We start from the raw sequence: 16721 nt of genomic DNA on the forward strand, positions 1-16721 counted from the left end.
TAACTATTGAAGTAATCATAGCATTATTCGCAATAAACAATCATTTTAATGTAAATGATTATCAATTAAACATAAATAGCTGGAACTAATATATCAGGATGAAGCAATAATGAGCCTACTTATAGCCAACATAAAAAATGAACTGGATGATATTAAAGCATTATGGAAGCCTACTGATATTGCAAAATTTAATCAGTTGACCGTCAAGCTGGCCAAACTGAAAGGCGAATATGAATGGCATAATCATGAACATGAAGACAAGTTATTTCATGTACTGTCAGGGCAGTTATTTATTATATTACAGGACAAAACTATAGAGGTTAATGCTGGCGAAGTGGTCGTTATTCCTAAGAATACTAACCATAAACCTCATGCACCGACTGAGGCTAGCGTGATGTTTTTTGAGCCTTTATAAATCAAAACCTGCACTTGGTGATAATTCTAATAATCAGTTAACGAAATCAGCACATGTAAGATAATGTCATAACATACTGTTTAGTTGAGATACATCTATATGATATAGGATGAACCAAGCGATTTTTAGATGAATAACATTCATTCAAAAACTAAATAGTGAATTATATTATAATTCATCATGTATCAAACCTCTTATTTTCAGACACTCTAAAATACAAATTATCGCGATTAAACGGTATCACCGTCACGTATTTTATGGATAAAAAAACACCCTTTAAGCTATATTTTATATAGCTTAAAGGGTGTTTTTTTATCCATACTCTTATGTGGTGGAGTCGCTTAAAATTAAGGTTTGATCTAAAAATATAACGCCCTCCCTTATTGACTATTTTCCAATACTATCCTGCTGTACGCTGATTCTGAACTCATCTGGTTCCGAATGCTACTAAAAGCTCTAACTAATAAAAACAGGGGAATGCTAAAAGACTTTCGTTAGACAAACAATCGTTCATCAGGTCTAGAAAATAGCTGTTTTTTTAGTCGCTATAATGAACTCAGCAGCAAAAAATGCAGTCATTCCGGCTCAAGTTAAAAACCCATAAAAAGACATATCAATGAAACTCTCAAAAATACTCATAGCGCTTCCGTTGTCATTACTCTCTGTTAGCGCTATTGCAGGTACGGCCGATGTCAATGGTAGTACCAAATGCACCATCATTGATTCTATTATTAAAAATAAAGCCATCGTAAAAGCTTGTACTTACGAGGGTGCTATAGGAGGAAGTATGAGTTATGCCATTAGCCAGCTGAATTTCAAACTCTCTAATGGCAATATTTACTGTACCGTGGATAATGCGACGTTTGACTTTAATACAAGTGGAAAAATACAAAACTTAAAAGAGACTATCTCACTCAGTGAAGATTTAATCAATTTGTATCACCAAGAATTATATCGGCTGCTCTATCCGCAATCATAATCGTAGGAGCATTAGTATTACCATTGATGAGTGAAGGCATTACTGAAGCATCAACTACACGTAGACCTTCAACACCTTTCACCCTTAGCTTTGGATCAACTACCGCATCATCGTCACTACCCATTCTACAAGTTCCAATAGGATGGTAAACCGTCTCTGCATAAGAACGTATAAAATCATCGATATCAGAATCCGCCGCATTATGATCAATCAACCCTATACTTTCTCCCAATATTCCTTTGAAAGAGGGTTATTGTAAAAGATTAAGAGTCATTTTTACTGCATTACGAAGAATAGTAAGATCTTCGTCTTCCGGATCAGATAAGTAATTCGCATTAATACTAGGATGCACATTAGGATCTTTACTAATAATTTTAATTGTTCCTCGACTTTTCGGATAGCCATGATTGACGTAAATGGTTAGTCCATGTTCTGTAGGCCAAGAACTATCGTGACTGGTCACAAGTGCAGGCGTGAGATGAAGTTGTAAATCTGGATAGGTTAAATCCGAGTCGCTTTTTAAGAAGGCTCCTGTCGATAATGGGGCTTGTCCGGCAATACCCTGTCTCCCCATCATATACTGTAAACCAGCCATTACTCCACGGAACGGATTTAACCAACGATAATGACTAATTGGCTTAGTAATTTTAGACATAACACATACACAAAGGTGGTCTTGGAGGTTTTCACCAACTTGTGAACGGTCAGCAATAACTTTGATCCCAAGTTTTTCCAATAGTTTTGCTGGACCAACTCCAGACAGTTGTAGTAACTGAGGTGAGTTAATAGCACCACCTGATAAAATCACTTCTTTTCCACTGTAGACTTCATGAATTTTATTTTTACACCAGTACTCAACTCCGATAGCACGATTTTCATTCCATAAAACTCTAGATACTAATGCACTAGTAATAACAGAAAGATTGCTTCTTGATTTGATTGGTCTTAAAAAACCAGTAGCAGTACTCCAACGCCTACCTTGATATACGGTTGCATCGAACTCGCCGAAACCTTCTTGATTCTCTCCATTGAAATCATCACTATGTCTGAAACCAGCCTGCTTTCCTGCTTCAACAAATAAATCAGATAATTCTGATGTTGGAACCCCACGTGTTACACGTAAAGGGCCTGTTTTTCCATGATAAACATCATCATCACGCTCATTAGCCTCCACTTTTTTGAAATGAGGTAATACATCTTTATAAGACCAACCGACAGCTCCTAACTCCTCCCACTTATCATAATCACCAGCGTTGCCGCGAGTATATACCATTCCGTTTATAGAACTTGATCCCCCTATAACTTTTCCCCGAGGCCAGAAAAGCGAACGTTTATTTAATTTTCTTTCTTTTTCAGTATAATATCCCCAATTAATTTTCTTGTTAGGGGCTACGGCTGGAAGGGCTGCTGGTATGTGAATTAATGGGTTTGTATCCCAAATTCCAGCTTCTAATAAAAGAACCCTAATGTTTGGGTTTTCGCTTAGTCTATTTGCTAATACACACCCTGCAGACCCACCACCAACTATTATATAATCGTAATCCATTTTAAAATCCTTTTTAAAAAACATACTACCTAGAAGATAAATAAAACCTACAAATTAATTTATACTTTTTTATTTCTATTTGAAAAATAGTACAAAACTCCCGCAGATACAAATCCTGATATCCATGCAATATCTACTCCTCCAAGTACATCAAACATTACACCAGTGTATAAACTTGTACCCATAAATGGAATTTCAAAAACCATAGCTAAAGCATAAACTGTCATAACATTCGCATTCCATCGTCCGTATATACCACCTCCATCTTCGAAAAAGGAATCTATATCATACTCACCTTCCTTTATTAAAAAATAATCCACAAGATTAATAGCTGACCACGGAACTAAAAAATAAATCAAAAGATATATAAAATTAGTAAAGTTTGTCAAAAAGTCTTCACTTGCAGCTGTTGCCATGAAAAATGCAACAATATGAAAAATAAATACAGTAGATATCCTTATAGATGAACTTATTTGTAATTTAGGAAACATTCCTTTTAACAATGTTAGAATACTCAATGTTGCAGTATAAGAATTAATACTATTAACTAGTGCAGAAGCAGCGAAGAAAATAACTAGAACAGATAACCCAGCAAGCCCATAGTTTTCTTTTAACGCTAAAAGTGGGTCACCGGCTATTACTTGAGATGCCAAAAAAGCTCCAACTATCATCGTTGCTACGGCACCTAGAGTACATCCTAAATAAGTTCCCCAAAATGCAGATTTTTCATCACTATCAGGAGACATATATCTTGAATAGTCAGAAACGTAAGGAGCAAAACCGATTAACCAAGAAGCAGAGATCATCATCATCATAAAAAATGCAGCTACAGTAAAGCCTCCAACCTCAGTGATACTTGGATAATCTCCTATATTGAAAACTTAACTGAGGCAATGGAATACCTTAAATCAGAAGGCGTCAAAATAAAAAGTGAAGCAAAAAAAATGAACCATGGCAAAAGAATGCTAGGGTTCATTTTTGATCCTGATGGATACGTTATTGAACTAAACGAGCCTCTAAACGTATAAGATATCTAACTCTAAGGAAGGAGTGTTGAAATGAAAGAAGTAAAATCAGGAAGGATTGATTGGTCAGTATTTATTGCCACATTTTTTTTGATTGTCGCTATTTGTCTTCCTCTGGTTTTATTTCCAGAAAAAGGTGCCGTGATTGTCAATCAAGCAAATGATTTCTTTACTACAAATCTCGGCTTACTATTTTTGTGGGGTGGCGCAGGGAGTATTGGCTTTCTAATTTATTTATTCTTTAGCGAACACGGAAAGATTAAATTTGGTACTAAAGATGAAAAACCCGAGTTCTCAACTTTTAGCTGGGGCGCCATGCTTTTTGCTGCGGGCGTAGCCTCCGGAATACTTTATTGGGGAGTGATTGAGTGGGCTTATTACTATACAGCGCCACCTTATGGCATTGAAGCAAAATCTGCTTCTGCCGCTGAGATTGCTGCTGCTTATGGTATTTTTCACTGGGGGCCTACTGCTTGGGCATTTTTCATCATCACATCTATACCTATTGCCTACTCTTACTATATCCTAAAAGTTCCTATTCTTCGGTTAAGTGAAGTCTGTCGATCTGTAATCGGAAAACATGCAGATGGATTATTGGGTAAGGCAATTGATGTAACATTTATGTTTGGCATTTTAGGGGCTGCTGGCACGTCATTAGGACTCGGCACTCCATTAGTAGCAGAAGGTATCAGCAGTGTCACTGGAATACCAGCTACAACATCAATGACCGTTTTTGTACTCGTATTATGTACTGTTTTATTCACATGGAGTGCTTACTCTGGTTTGAAACGTGGATTACAAATTTTGAGTGACATAGCAATTGTCTCTTCTATCATACTACTAGGTTATGTTCTATTGATTGGACCCACTGAGTTCATTCTAAGAATGGGAACCAATGGTGTAGGTATGGTAATTAGTAATTTTGTACGCTGGAATACTTATACTGATCCTACGAATGGTGGAAGCTTTGTCAACAGTTGGACTATATTCTACTGGGCGTGGTGGATTGTTTACACCCCATTCATGGGATTATTTATTGCTAAGATCTCTAGAGGAAGGACCATTAGAGAAATAATCATAGGAGGAATAGCATGGGGTAGCGTAGGATGTACTGCTTATTTCGCAATATTAGGAAATTATGCAATGCACGTAGAGTTGACTGGAGTATTGTCAACTGAACACCTAATAGAAGAAGTAGGTGGAGCTGCAACTATTATTCAAATCATGGGCACCTTACCTTTAGGCAAATTAGTAGTGGCTTTGTACAGTTTTGTCGCTTTGATATTCTTAGCAACTTCATTTGATTCAGCAGCTTATATGATGGCTTCTTCAACGACACCCTACATAAGACAAAACGAAGAACCTGCTAAATGGAATAGATTGTTTTGGGCCTTTACCTTATTTATTTTACCATGCACTTTAATGGTATTAGGTGGAGATCTGAAAACACTACAGACTGCTTCAATACTGACAGCCATACCTTTCCTATTCGTGATCTTGTTACTAGTCTTGTCATTAATGAAAATGCTAAAGATGGGAGCGCATCTCGATCCAGAATGGCATACATCAGCAGTCAAGCCAACTGATATAGACTATGTAGGTACAGCAGCAAAATCAACTGATATAGATGATTTAGATACAGCAGTCACACCGATGCCTGCAGGTTATTCGGACAAAGTGGTTTTGCAGAAAGAGATATAGATATATCTCGTCCCAAAATAAATGAATAGTTTTCGTTAAGTCAGATACGCTGTGTATCTGGCTTTTTACTATTACTAGGGACACAAATAACTGCTATATAAAGTTGGTTCAATATAAAATTGACACAGCCCGTATTATGAAATAGTTTATGTAGATTACTCTCCACCCACTTTTAACGTAGAAACTTAGCTTGTGCCCATTTATTTTTCTACTTGAATACAACTCTCATTTTCCGCTCGAGCAAATTAGTACTTTAACCTCAGGATTTAGATTAGGGTTGTAGCCATAGAATATGATAGTCATGCCTGTTAAAAAACTTTGGTTACGTTTTGCCTTATGAAATCGGGCGTTATACACAGCGATCACGCATTTCCTTTTAAGAACTGGTATCAGTGTGATATTTGCACCCGTTATAAAGTCTATTGCCATTAATATTCTGCTCAAAATAATCAATGGCAAACCGCATAAGTAAGTTGGCATAAAAGTGTTTCTTAATACCTTCTATTTCTAGTAATCAACGGTATAGCTTAGGCCATAAGTAGTACCAGAAGCTGGCAGACGATTCAAGTCTGAATAAGTGGTTTGATGATAAACCGTTAGGTAGTCTTTATTAAGCAAGTTATAAACGCCATAGTCTACCCGACCTACTGGCATTTTTACTTGACCCAACACGTCAAAGGTCATATAACCAGTGACAGGTAAGGCACTAGAATCAGGATCTTGTTGTTGATCTTTAAAGGCTTTATCATCACCACCGATGGCTAGGGCTTGCAAACGAATATTACTACCTTCATCAAAGTTATATTGAGCAAATGCGGTACCTTTTAACGGTGTTAAACGTACTGCATCGAGCTCTAGCCAATCGCCATCTTTATCATATTGACCACGGGTATACGCCACACTACCACCTACTTGCCATTTATCACTGATATCGTAACTGAGCGACCCTTCTACGCCGTAGACGCGCTCATCAGTATCGACGACTTCTACAGTATAGCTATCGGTGAAACGTACAACTTTATCTGACTCATTATAAAAACCGCTCAAACGCGCTGCGGTATCACCATGTTTGCCTTGCCAACCAAACTCGTAGTTATTGGTTGTAATCGGCTGAACATTGTCTGAATTAACCACAAAACCTGCACGCACATCACGCAGCGCACGCTGGATATCTGCTGTCGTAAACCCTTGTGAAAAATTAGCAAAAATTTGATCGTTCGGTGTTAGTTGATAGCTAGTACCAAGATTAAAGAGTACTTTGTCATGGTCTGTATTACCTTTCTCTACGTCGCCTGCTTTATAGTCAATGCCATAAGCATCGCTTGTGCTACTAATAGCAGGATTGTTGAAATACTCTTCAAGCAGTTGCTCATAAATGGGCGTAAAGGTGTCAGTCTCTGACTTCAGTTTTTGATAACGCACGCCAGCACTGGTATGCCACTTATCGGTTATATCTACATCTGCATTGACAAATGCACCCCATTTATCGATGGTAGTATCTGGTCCAGCATTATAGGTAAGTCCGTTAGTTTGGGCGGTCAAGCCATTACTAGCAAGAAACGCATTTAGATCTTGACCATAATACGTTTGCTCACTATTTTCGCGTTCGAAATCAGCGCCGTAGCTCAGCAGTATGTTTTTGCCAGCAAGTTCAGTCTCCGTTTGCAACGCTGCTCGCAAGCCCATTACCTCGATGTCAGCTTCTGACTGGGTCACAAACACTGCAGCACTGCTAAGCTGGTCTACTGTACTTTGATCAGTTAAACCATTGTCTTGCCATACTTCAGCTGCTTGGGCTGCTGCGCTCTTAGCAGAAGGATAAAAACGGCCTTTTTCATCTCTATAATAACCTGTCAAGCTTAAGTTAGAACCTGAGCCTACAAAGTCATCATCGTTATAACTTAGATTCACCGAGCTTTTTTCAGTATATGGCTCGTTTTCTACGTTGGCACCATCAATGGCTTTTAAAGAAGGTGTTGCACCAAATAATACTGCCAAACCATCACCATAGTCTGGGCCATAGTCAGTATCTTGCTCGTCTTTATAGTAAGTCACTGCAAGATCAAGACGTTGGCTGTCAGTGAGCTCCACACCTAAGCTACCATTCACACTTAGCGATTCGGTATCTTGTTGGTCCGTTTGGTTCACATCAGGGCTGACTCGGTTGCCTTTACTATCAAACTTGCCGCCTTTGTTATCATAATCAACGTCTAGGCGACCATACACACGCTCGCCGCCATATCCTAAGGTTTGCCCGACATGATAACCCAATGAGTCTGACTCAAAACCACGACTACTACTGACACCAACTCTGGTCTGTCTGATAGGACCGTATCCTACCAAAGATTTGGTCACAAGGTTAATCAAACCACCTGCTGCACCAGCGCCGTAAATACTGGTAGCACCTGAGAGTACCTCTACCCGCTCAAGCTGCGCAGGATCAATACTATTTAGCTCGCGTGAGAGACTACGTGAACTACTCAAAGGCACGCCATTCAACAAGAACTGTACAGGACGTCCGTGCATGGTCGTGCCATAGTTACTGGTTGAACCACTACTGGCACCCAGACTCGGAATCAACTGTGCCAAGATATCACCAGTGGTACGGTCACCCGTTGCCTGCATCTGAATCTCATTTTCAGTAATCACTTGCGTAACTGCTGGCATCTCACTAATTTTCTGTGCCAGTGCTGTGCCCGTTCTGGCTTTAGCAGTAACATTGATAGTATCTAAAGTGACATTGGGCGTCTCATTAGACACGGCATTTGAGGTCAGTTCCGCTGAGGTCTGCGCATTCAATGCAACGTCCGATGCGTTGTCAGTTTGCGCATATAATTGCTGACTAATACAAAGGGTAAGAACAGATAGAGCAACTTGATGATGACTTTTCATGTTGGTTTCACTTAGTTGGATAGATAAACAGTGGTATGAGTAATATTTAGCTAATAATACTGTGTGTACTAACTTTGTGAATCGTATTGTAAATGATAATCGTTTTTATTTCTATATGTATTTAACTCTTATTGATAAGGACTTATACAGTGCTCATTCGTGGTAATTCGGAGTACAGGGTAATGTTTAATAACTTTACTGGCCGTCAAACAACTTATCTAACTCATTGTTGCGATAGGCCTCAAAGAATCGTTGAAACTTCCACTCATCCTCTCTATGCTTCTTTTGACAATCTGATAATAACTGTTTTGCCACTTCAATAGACAAAATAAACACCCCATCATTATCCATAATAGCAATATCGCCTGAACGAATCGTCGTTGTTTGCTCACCGAAGCGATAGGTAATATCAGATACCAGCTTGCCTTGTAATTGGTTGCTCTTAGACGTGGTCACAGCCCTGATACCCTGCGCAAATACAGTAAAGCCCAACTTACCTTTAGCCAGTAGGTGAAAAGGACAATTCATCAGTGATACCCACTGCTCTTCGGCGATTAATGTTTGGTGCCAAAAACCAATAATATTTTCATCTTGATAAGTCAAAATAAACCCAGATAAGGGGTATTCGTTTATGGGGATCGTGGTAATTTGCACGCTGAAGGAATCGTGAATAATAAAATCACCGTGATTACTACCAATATTTCTTGGATCGCGCTCGCCATACCTTGGCTACTACCTGATGCTAATAACTGCACACCTCGACTGTCTATATAAATTGTGGACAGCGTGATAAATATGGTAGAGATGATGCGGCGACTGATGTTATTAAGTGCGGCGCCTTCCGTGACTGAGTCTTTGGGTAAGCTACTAAAACCAACGGTAGTGGTCGGCAGATACGCCAAACCTACTCCGATACCGCGTATACTCATAATCAGCATGAGTAGCCAAAGCGTTGGCTGATACAAGCACCATGCCAGCATCAAGGTAGATAACGCACTAATCGCAATCCCCACAATACCAATTCCTTTGGCACCGCGCTTGTCTACCCTCTTGCCAGCGTAATGCGTGGTAATACTGGCCACGAGCGTCGCGACCATCAGGACAACGCCTGTCCATAACGCACTTTCACCCATCACATCTTGTATTAACACAGGCAGTAGCAAGAGACAAAGCATCAAACCTACTGTTTGGCTAATACTGATGATATTACTGTGCAAATAGGTTTTATTACGGAATAAGCGTACATTCAATAACGGATGCCGCTGACGACGCTCATAGGCCCACCAAACCATCGCAGACAATAAAAACCCGACAGACAATAAACCTAACGTAGCTATCTTTAATAAGCCGTCACTGCTGAGTAACCCACCAGTAAAATCTATTTGCAGCGTGCTCAGCCATACCATCATCGCAAGCAGCCAAGTGAGTAAGCTGATAAACCCGATGGTATCAAAATGATGTTTTTCTTCATGTGAGCATATATCAGGTATTAATAGCCACACCATCGTCATGACCACCGCACTGAGTGGTACAGTAATGGCAAACAGTGTCCACCATGCAAACTGCTCAACCAAATAAGCGCCAACCAAAGGACCAAACGCCAATGACATCATAATAACGATGCCCCATAGCGCCATTACTCTGCCATGCTGCTGCTGTGGGTAAATCTGATACAGCATACCAATGGACAGCGGGATAATCAGACCGCCACTCAACCCTTGGATAGCTCTGGCAATGATGACAAAGCTCATACTATAGGCCAGCATGCCAATGACTGAGCCCAACATAAACCCAAAAATTGCCGCCAAATAAACATGCTTAAAAGGAAACTTTTTGTTTAAGTAACCACTCAGCATCAACCCCACACTCATGGCCAAGACATAAGCATTTAGTACCCAACTGCCCATCACAATATCGACATCAAACGCTGACATAAAAACAGGAATCGCTGGATTGAGCGCACTATTACTAAAGCTAACCACTGTACCGCCAAGTAATAGCGTCAATAGTACCCGCTGCACTTGTTTTTCGCTCAAGCCGTTATTACTATTCTGATTGGCTTCGCGTATAGACACTTCATTTGTAGATGCCTTATTTATGGGTGCTTTATTTATAGGAGCGTTGCTCATTAAGCCGTGACACCATAGAAGTTAAGATAGCCTCTAGATTCAAAAAACTCATCTCAATTGCAGAAATATAACAAGGCCGCCTTTTCTGGCATCTCAATCAGACGTTGTATTCAAAATGGCATATCTTCTGGATAGTTGACAGGTCTCAAGGCAAACTTCTTTTGATAAGCTTCAATACTAAAAGTGTCAGGTAGATTTTGGGTGATGGTCGGCATGGCATGTTTATGATTATTATTTTGCTAGCCTGCCGAGCGCATCATCCAATCTAGCTGAAATTTTGCGGCGTTATTCACATCAAGCTGTAGCTCAAACAACATTCGATAGACCTCTGCTGAAGACAGCGACTATCTGCTTGCTGAGGCTGGCACCTTACGAATGAGCCATAAGAAATAGCCACCACCGATAATAGCCGCAATCGTTCCTGCCGGTAGCTCATAAGGGAAAATAACGTAACGTCCAATCCAATCCGCTATCACCATCACCCCTGCCCCTAAAAGTGCAGCTAGTGGCAATTGCCGTTCAAGCTTCACAGCTCCCAATGAAGTAGCCAAATGTGGCACCATCAAACCAATAAAGCTCAATGGGCCAACGGCAAGCGTACTGGCCGTACTAAGCGCTGCCACTAATGCCAATAGTGACAAAGTAATCGGCGTAACTGCCACACCTAGATTACGCGCCACACCTGTGCCTAAACCAAGGACGCGTAAGGGTTTAATCAGCAGTAGACTGAGTACAAATAAAATAGTGGCAATGCCAATGAGATACCATACTGTACTGGGCTGAGCGCTATAAGTTGTCCCTGACAGCCAGCTGAGCATCGCCTCTAGCCGCGGATCTCCTGAGAGCTTGACCATATGCATCACACCATCCATCATGGCGGCAATGCCTATACCTACTAATAATAAATAACCTGAGCTGACCCTACGTGCCAGCCAAATAATCAATAGCAGCACAGCCATCGCACCTGACAGTCCTGAGATCAGCAACGTCCCTGCTCCAGCAGATAACCCTAAACTTGGTAATAATAAAAACCCTAAAATAACCCCAAGTGCAGCACCTGAACTGACCCCCAATACCTCGGGGCTGGCCATAGGATTACGCGTTAAGGTTTGTAGTAGCACGCCTGCAACCGCCAACATCAAGCCTGTGGCAGCAGCACTCAAACTACGAGGTAAGCGATACTGCTGCGTAAGCGCCCAATCTGTACTAAGTCCCCAACCATTGATATCTTGCACAAACAAACAAGCCAACATTATGACAGCAAGCACCCCAACACCCCAGCGCCAAAATGTAATGGATATATGCTTACCCGCAAGCATAGGCGTCACTGTCTCTATCCGCTCACGACGCTGACGTAAAATTAGCCAAATAATTAACGGTGCACCCAAGATACCTGTCATAGCCCCAGCCGGAATTTGCATATCAAGTATCGGCTCAAGCAGTAACGCGACATTGCTGGTTAACAATAAAAGCAGTGCCCCTAACCCAAAGGCAGCGGCCAAACGCTTACCAATAGACGAGATACCAAGCGCATTGACCAAACTTGCCGCACCAAGACCAATGAAACCAATCAAACCGACTTCACTAATTACTAAGGCCGTCACAACAGCGACGACCAATACAACAATTGCGCGAATTCCATTAATAGGCACACCCAAGCGTTTTGCCTGAGTGTCATCTAGACTCATAAGCGTTAATGGTTTCAATAATGGTAGACATACAACCGCCATCAACGCTGCAGTAATGACTAGCGCGATACTGGTATGCCAGCTGTTTTGTGCTAAAAATCCAGCTGCCCACGACAGCATGCCATTACTACGCTCAGCGAAAAACAGCACCAGTACATTGGCGACTGCTGCTAGTAAAATATTGACCACCAAACCAGCTAATATCAAAATTAATGGGTTAAATCGACTGGGTGCTGACAAGGCAAATACCAGACCCATACTGATGATTGCCCCTGCAAAGGCCACATAAAGTCCGCCATAAATGGCCAAGCTTGGTAAAAACAACGTGACGATGAGCATGGCTAACTGTGCCCCAACACCCACACCCAACGTAGTATCTGATGCTAAGGGGTTTTTTACCAACTGCTGTAGTAAAATACTAACCACACCTAATAGCCCGCCAGCCAACAATGCTACTACGCTGGTTGCCACTATATGCAGCTGTATCGCCATACTGGCAATATCTAACTGCATGCTTGGTATAAACAAATCACTAAATGGACGCGTCCACTGCTGATCTAGCAATGCCCAACTACTCCATAAAGATAGTACCGTTAACCCGACAAGCATGGCCCATAGTCGCCAAGACAAATTGGTAAATAGAGAAGTTTGCGGATTGGGTTGATTCGGTGGCTGATTTAGTGATGATGACTGTTTCGTTGATGAGGGTTTTGAAACTGTTGCTGCTTGAGAAGCTAATGTCATCGTATGAACACTGTCGTTATGAGAACTGTCGGTGTGGTTATTGGTATTGTGGTTGTTGTGAGTATCTGCATTGGCGCTCATAGTACTTCCCCGCCTTTTAATGAAACGTCTGACAAGTTATTTGCTAGGCTTACCAATGACGACATACCACCATAAATCCATACTGGTGGTAGCTCGCCCACACAGCGAGTATTGCCATACCCTAGACGCTGCCAAATCAAGCTACCATCAATCTCAGCTCTAGTAATTGGGCTCAGCGGGTCGATAATTAGTAGACAAGTTTCATCATCTAATTGTGCCAAATCTCCCATTCGTATCGGCACAAACCCCCACTGATTGCCCTTGCCCAATACCACAAGCTCTCTATTCATCTGCTCTAACGCAGGCTGAAATAAGCTATTTGCTACGTACATACGCATGTTATTAGCATCCGCAAACTGTACCACTGCGAATTTTTTTGCTTTTGGATAACGCTGTTGGAACTGCTGACTGGCTAGCTGTATGTCTTTTTGGCTTTGTACAATATAGTCTTCAGCCATCTTTGGGTTATCAATCAGTACGCCAAGCTCCCGCGTCGGTTCGGTATAATCAGCCCACGTTGCTGTCTCTTCTTTTGCCGCAAACATCACAGACTCAGCAGGGACATCGCCGTATAGATTACGAGCATGCTCATAAAAATAATTATCTATGACCATATCCACAGGCAGTTGAGCGATTAGCTCAGCATTGGGCTGATAACGGATGCCTAAATCCGTTATCGATGCTGGCAGTTTGGGGCTTCCTACCCATCTATCCCAAACCCTTACATCACCTGTCGCAATTGGTACATGCCCCATCGCTGTCAAAGTTGCTGCATTACCCCAGTCAGGAGACACAATATTCATCCTATCGCTGTGACTGCTTTCTACCTCCAAGGTAGCGGTTGTTTGCGTGGATGCCTGATTATTACAGGCCGTCAATACCAAGCACAATACGAGGGCAAACCACTTCAGTGAAGCCATTACTGTTACTGACGTGGATAGTGGAAATTTTGATGACTTGTCTGTATAAAGAACGTGAGGCATAGAAGCGTATCTTTGTAGGCGAATAAAAAGAAGAAGCAGAAACCAGATGTTAAGCAACTGCGACAGGCTGTCCAGTAATAGGATGACTAAGCAGCTGCATATCGACATTAAAGATATCGTGTAACACGGTAGGTTGCATGGTACTGGCGATATCGCCGTTGTGACATACTTGGCCATTTTTTAGCGCGATGACTCGATCAGCATATTGCGCGGCCAAATTAATATCATGAATAATAATTACCACGCTTAAGCCTTGCTCATCTACCAAACGACGAATAAGCTGAATAATCTCGATTTGATAATGCATATCAAGCGCAGCAAGTGGCTCATCGAGCAATAGGTAACGGGTATCTTGTGCCAGACACATCGCAAGCCAGGCACGAGCGCGCTCACCACCTGATAGCGTGGCAGTGATTCGGTCAGCAAACGCTTCGGTTTGAGTCACTTTTAATGCTTGCGCAACTTTGTCTTTATCTATTTGAGTGGGCTTTTGCAGCCATTTTTGATGTGGATAGCGACCTAACATGACTAGCTCACGCACCGTAAATCCAGCAGCTTCTGGCAATTGCTGTGGCAGATATGCCATTTGTCGCGCCAACTCTTTGCTGCCGTAGTCATTGATACTGTGCTCATCTAATGCGACTTTACCGCTACTACTTGCCATCTCCCCTGCTAATGCTTTGATCAAGGTCGACTTGCCAGATCCATTATGTCCAACCAAAGCCACCAATTGATTGGTATCAATCTCACAAGTCACATTGTCTAATAGCGTATTCCCTTGACGGCTGATAGTCAGCTGGTTTGCACGTAGCATATAAGTACTCATTTTTGATAAAAATAATACGTCATAAAAGTTATGGTTTACCGATCTTTGGTTATAGACCGATTTTTGAGAAAAACCACAATAAAAAATTGATTTTACTCGTAAACGATAACAAAAACAATTATCATTAACTAAAAACTCATTCACTTTAATTTCAACACTTTGTTGATTGCGAGTATTTATATGACCAACCTTCTTTTAGCCACTACAGAAAACGCCCATAACCAGAACAGCCAATATACTTCTCTGAATAATCCTGAAATAGCAAGTGTCGTTGCTCATATTAACGAAGAGCACCTCGATGAACTGCTTGGGTTCTTGAGTGCGTTTACCTCTTTATCTACAGCCAAGTTGGATCTTATAGATGCACAAATGACTGATATTTACGCTGAAGGTATTGCCATACAGACTCGTCCAAAAGTCTCAGAGGACCAGCCAACTGTTACTCAAGATAGCACTCTTTCCGAACAAACTTTCTTTATCGCTTTCGCTGCACCTATTTCCCGGCTTGATGACTTACAAGCTCAATATATCTTGCTAAAGCAAAGAGCAGATAAAAAGTTAGGCAAAAAAACAATCAAACTGACTAAACAAGTATTTGATGTACAAAACAGTTATAGAGTCAGCAAAAACATGCTGCGCCTTGAATTGAGTATGCCGCCATTAAGTGGTGCCAAGAATGCCCCTCGCTCAACGTCAGTGCCTACCAACGAAGCAGGTTACGCTTACTTGTTTGATTTAGAGCACAATGCAATGACTAGCGCATCAATGACTGACAGCACTAATGAAAATAAAGCTAATAGCAATGCTGTTGATGACGGTGAAAAAGATAACGTACGCCTTGCTCGTCCTCATTGTTATTACACTTTGAGAAAAGCATGGCATGCTGATGATGAGATACGAGCATGGGTCGATGTATTTCTACATGGGAATACACCGGGCGGTAATTGGGCAGCAGCACTACAAGCAGGCGAAACCGTTGTCACAAAACGAGAGTTTCCAGAAAAAGTAGAGCACTTGCAAGACGGTCAAGCGGTACTAATTGTCGATGAGACCTCGATGCCAACGGCAGCACGACTGCTGGAACTGTGGAATAACCCCAAACCACCACTGGTCATTTGTGTAACACAAGATGCAGAGGATCAACGTTATTTTGATACTGTAAAAATGTGCAGTGACCTTAATTGCGATACTGAAAACAATGGTAACAACCACTTTACCGTATTGCCTATAGTGACCAACCAAACAAATTCAGGAGCAGAGTTAGCCACACTAATTGATAGCGAGTTGGGCGATTACTTGACCGACAATCCTCTACAGATTGATAAAGTTTGGGGAGCATTAGAAGCAAATACTACCAAAGCATTACGCTCATTGCTTAAAGACCGACTTGGGCTAAGTCGTACAGATATTGTGGTAAAAGTATATTGGCGTCATGATTAGTTTAGTCCTATAAAATGTAACTCAAGAGTATCCTAAATATAGTCATTGCTATTAACGCATGCATCTACTATTAATGTTTGCAGCATTGGATGAATGTAAGGTATAGTTTTCATTTTGAACGTTTAATCAATATAGTACTATAGTACATATTCAGATAGATCTATCACTGAAATTACAAGTGATAGTCAATTAGCATTTAGAAACTCATTTCTAATAGACTGTCTAACATATGTGCCAAAATGTACTATTATTTTTCTAACCCAAGGATGATA

At 41.1% G+C, this 16721-nt stretch carries 14 protein-coding genes; 5 read left to right on the forward strand and 9 right to left on the reverse strand.

What is annotated here, in order from left to right; translation table 11 throughout:
- Positions 1–109 precede the first annotated feature (109 nt).
- Entirely contained in the window at positions 110–415 is a 306-nt protein-coding gene (locus ACT3QR_RS11135) for a cupin domain-containing protein (protein ID WP_444521397.1), read from the forward strand.
- Positions 416–1031: 616 nt separating this feature from the next.
- Positions 1032–1394 (forward strand): hypothetical protein, encoded by a 363-nt coding sequence (locus ACT3QR_RS11140; RefSeq protein ID WP_444521398.1) that lies wholly within the window; start codon positions 1032–1034, stop codon positions 1392–1394.
- Here the strand turns inward: ACT3QR_RS11140 and ACT3QR_RS11145 are convergent.
- Genes ACT3QR_RS11145 through ACT3QR_RS11155 form a run of 3 tightly spaced genes read right to left on the reverse strand, consistent with a single transcriptional unit; the run spans position 1345 to position 3755 of the window.
- Positions 1345–1608: a GMC oxidoreductase gene (locus tag ACT3QR_RS11145; RefSeq protein WP_444521399.1), complete on the reverse strand. Its 264-nt coding sequence runs from the start codon at positions 1606–1608 to the stop codon at positions 1345–1347. The genes ACT3QR_RS11140 and ACT3QR_RS11145 overlap by 50 nt on opposite strands.
- Before the next feature lie 36 nt (positions 1609–1644).
- Positions 1645–2940, reverse strand: coding sequence for a GMC family oxidoreductase N-terminal domain-containing protein (locus ACT3QR_RS11150; RefSeq protein WP_444521400.1), 1296 nt, complete (start codon positions 2938–2940; stop codon positions 1645–1647).
- A 59-nt stretch (positions 2941–2999) separates the two neighbouring features.
- Positions 3000–3755 (reverse strand): cytosine permease, encoded by a 756-nt coding sequence (locus ACT3QR_RS11155; RefSeq protein ID WP_444521401.1) that lies wholly within the window; start codon positions 3753–3755, stop codon positions 3000–3002.
- A gap of 57 nt (positions 3756–3812) precedes the next feature.
- Here ACT3QR_RS11155 and ACT3QR_RS11160 point away from each other — a divergent pair, with 57 nt between their 5' ends.
- Positions 3813–3968: a VOC family protein gene (locus ACT3QR_RS11160; protein ID WP_444521443.1), complete on the forward strand. Its 156-nt coding sequence runs from the start codon at positions 3813–3815 to the stop codon at positions 3966–3968.
- A 30-nt stretch (positions 3969–3998) separates the two neighbouring features.
- Complete coding sequence (locus ACT3QR_RS11165) at positions 3999–5666, forward strand: BCCT family transporter (RefSeq protein WP_444521402.1); 1668 nt, start codon at positions 3999–4001, stop codon at positions 5664–5666.
- Positions 5667–6173: 507 nt separating this feature from the next.
- Here ACT3QR_RS11165 and ACT3QR_RS11170 read toward each other — a convergent pair.
- From ACT3QR_RS11170 to ACT3QR_RS11195, 6 genes are all read right to left on the reverse strand, one after another.
- Positions 6174–8558: a TonB-dependent receptor gene (locus ACT3QR_RS11170; RefSeq protein WP_444521403.1), complete on the reverse strand. Its 2385-nt coding sequence runs from the start codon at positions 8556–8558 to the stop codon at positions 6174–6176.
- Positions 8559–8753: 195 nt separating this feature from the next.
- Positions 8754–9212, reverse strand: a complete 459-nt coding sequence (locus tag ACT3QR_RS11175; protein ID WP_444521404.1) for a hypothetical protein — start codon at positions 9210–9212, stop codon at positions 8754–8756.
- On the reverse strand, positions 9188–10687 hold the full coding sequence (locus tag ACT3QR_RS11180; RefSeq protein ID WP_444521405.1) for an MFS transporter: 1500 nt from the start codon (positions 10685–10687) through the stop codon (positions 9188–9190). The genes ACT3QR_RS11175 and ACT3QR_RS11180 overlap by 25 nt, the downstream gene beginning before the upstream one ends.
- A 344-nt stretch (positions 10688–11031) precedes the next feature.
- Positions 11032–13200, reverse strand: coding sequence for a Fe(3+)-hydroxamate ABC transporter permease FhuB (gene fhuB / locus ACT3QR_RS11185; protein ID WP_444521406.1), 2169 nt, complete (start codon positions 13198–13200; stop codon positions 11032–11034).
- Complete coding sequence (locus ACT3QR_RS11190) at positions 13197–14183, reverse strand: ABC transporter substrate-binding protein (RefSeq protein WP_444521407.1); 987 nt, start codon at positions 14181–14183, stop codon at positions 13197–13199. Before ACT3QR_RS11190 ends, fhuB begins: the two co-directional genes overlap by 4 nt.
- Positions 14184–14232: 49 nt before the next feature.
- Positions 14233–14997, reverse strand: a complete 765-nt coding sequence (locus ACT3QR_RS11195; RefSeq protein ID WP_444521408.1) for an ABC transporter ATP-binding protein — start codon at positions 14995–14997, stop codon at positions 14233–14235.
- Between the two features lie 192 nt (positions 14998–15189).
- On the opposite strand from ACT3QR_RS11195, the gene ACT3QR_RS11200 reads away from it, so the two are divergent.
- Positions 15190–16449, forward strand: coding sequence for an SIP domain-containing protein (locus tag ACT3QR_RS11200; protein ID WP_444521409.1), 1260 nt, complete (start codon positions 15190–15192; stop codon positions 16447–16449).
- Positions 16450–16721: the final 272 nt, after the last annotated feature.

Origin of the sequence: Psychrobacter sp. AOP7-B1-25, from assembly GCF_052376195.1 — a bacterium.
Lineage (GTDB): Bacteria > Pseudomonadota > Gammaproteobacteria > Pseudomonadales > Moraxellaceae > Psychrobacter.

Bases quoted from the DNA above. Each gene is read 5' to 3' on its own strand.
- ACT3QR_RS11180 (WP_444521405.1), bottom strand. From the start codon at position 10,687: ATGAGCAACGCTCCTATAAATAAAGCACCCATAAATAAGGCATCTACA.
- ACT3QR_RS11190 (WP_444521407.1), bottom strand. From the start codon at position 14,183: ATGCCTCACGTTCTTTATACAGACAAGTCATCAAAATTTCCACTATCC.
- ACT3QR_RS11135 (WP_444521397.1), top strand. From the start codon at position 110: ATGAGCCTACTTATAGCCAACATAAAAAATGAACTGGATGATATTAAA.
- fhuB (WP_444521406.1), bottom strand. From the start codon at position 13,200: ATGAGCGCCAATGCAGATACTCACAACAACCACAATACCAATAACCAC.
- ACT3QR_RS11140 (WP_444521398.1), top strand. From the start codon at position 1,032: ATGAAACTCTCAAAAATACTCATAGCGCTTCCGTTGTCATTACTCTCT.
- ACT3QR_RS11195 (WP_444521408.1), bottom strand. From the start codon at position 14,997: ATGCTACGTGCAAACCAGCTGACTATCAGCCGTCAAGGGAATACGCTA.
- ACT3QR_RS11165 (WP_444521402.1), top strand. From the start codon at position 3,999: ATGAAAGAAGTAAAATCAGGAAGGATTGATTGGTCAGTATTTATTGCC.
- ACT3QR_RS11150 (WP_444521400.1), bottom strand. From the start codon at position 2,940: ATGGATTACGATTATATAATAGTTGGTGGTGGGTCTGCAGGGTGTGTA.
- ACT3QR_RS11200 (WP_444521409.1), top strand. From the start codon at position 15,190: ATGACCAACCTTCTTTTAGCCACTACAGAAAACGCCCATAACCAGAAC.
- ACT3QR_RS11155 (WP_444521401.1), bottom strand. From the start codon at position 3,755: ATGATGATGATGATCTCTGCTTCTTGGTTAATCGGTTTTGCTCCTTAC.
- ACT3QR_RS11170 (WP_444521403.1), bottom strand. From the start codon at position 8,558: ATGAAAAGTCATCATCAAGTTGCTCTATCTGTTCTTACCCTTTGTATT.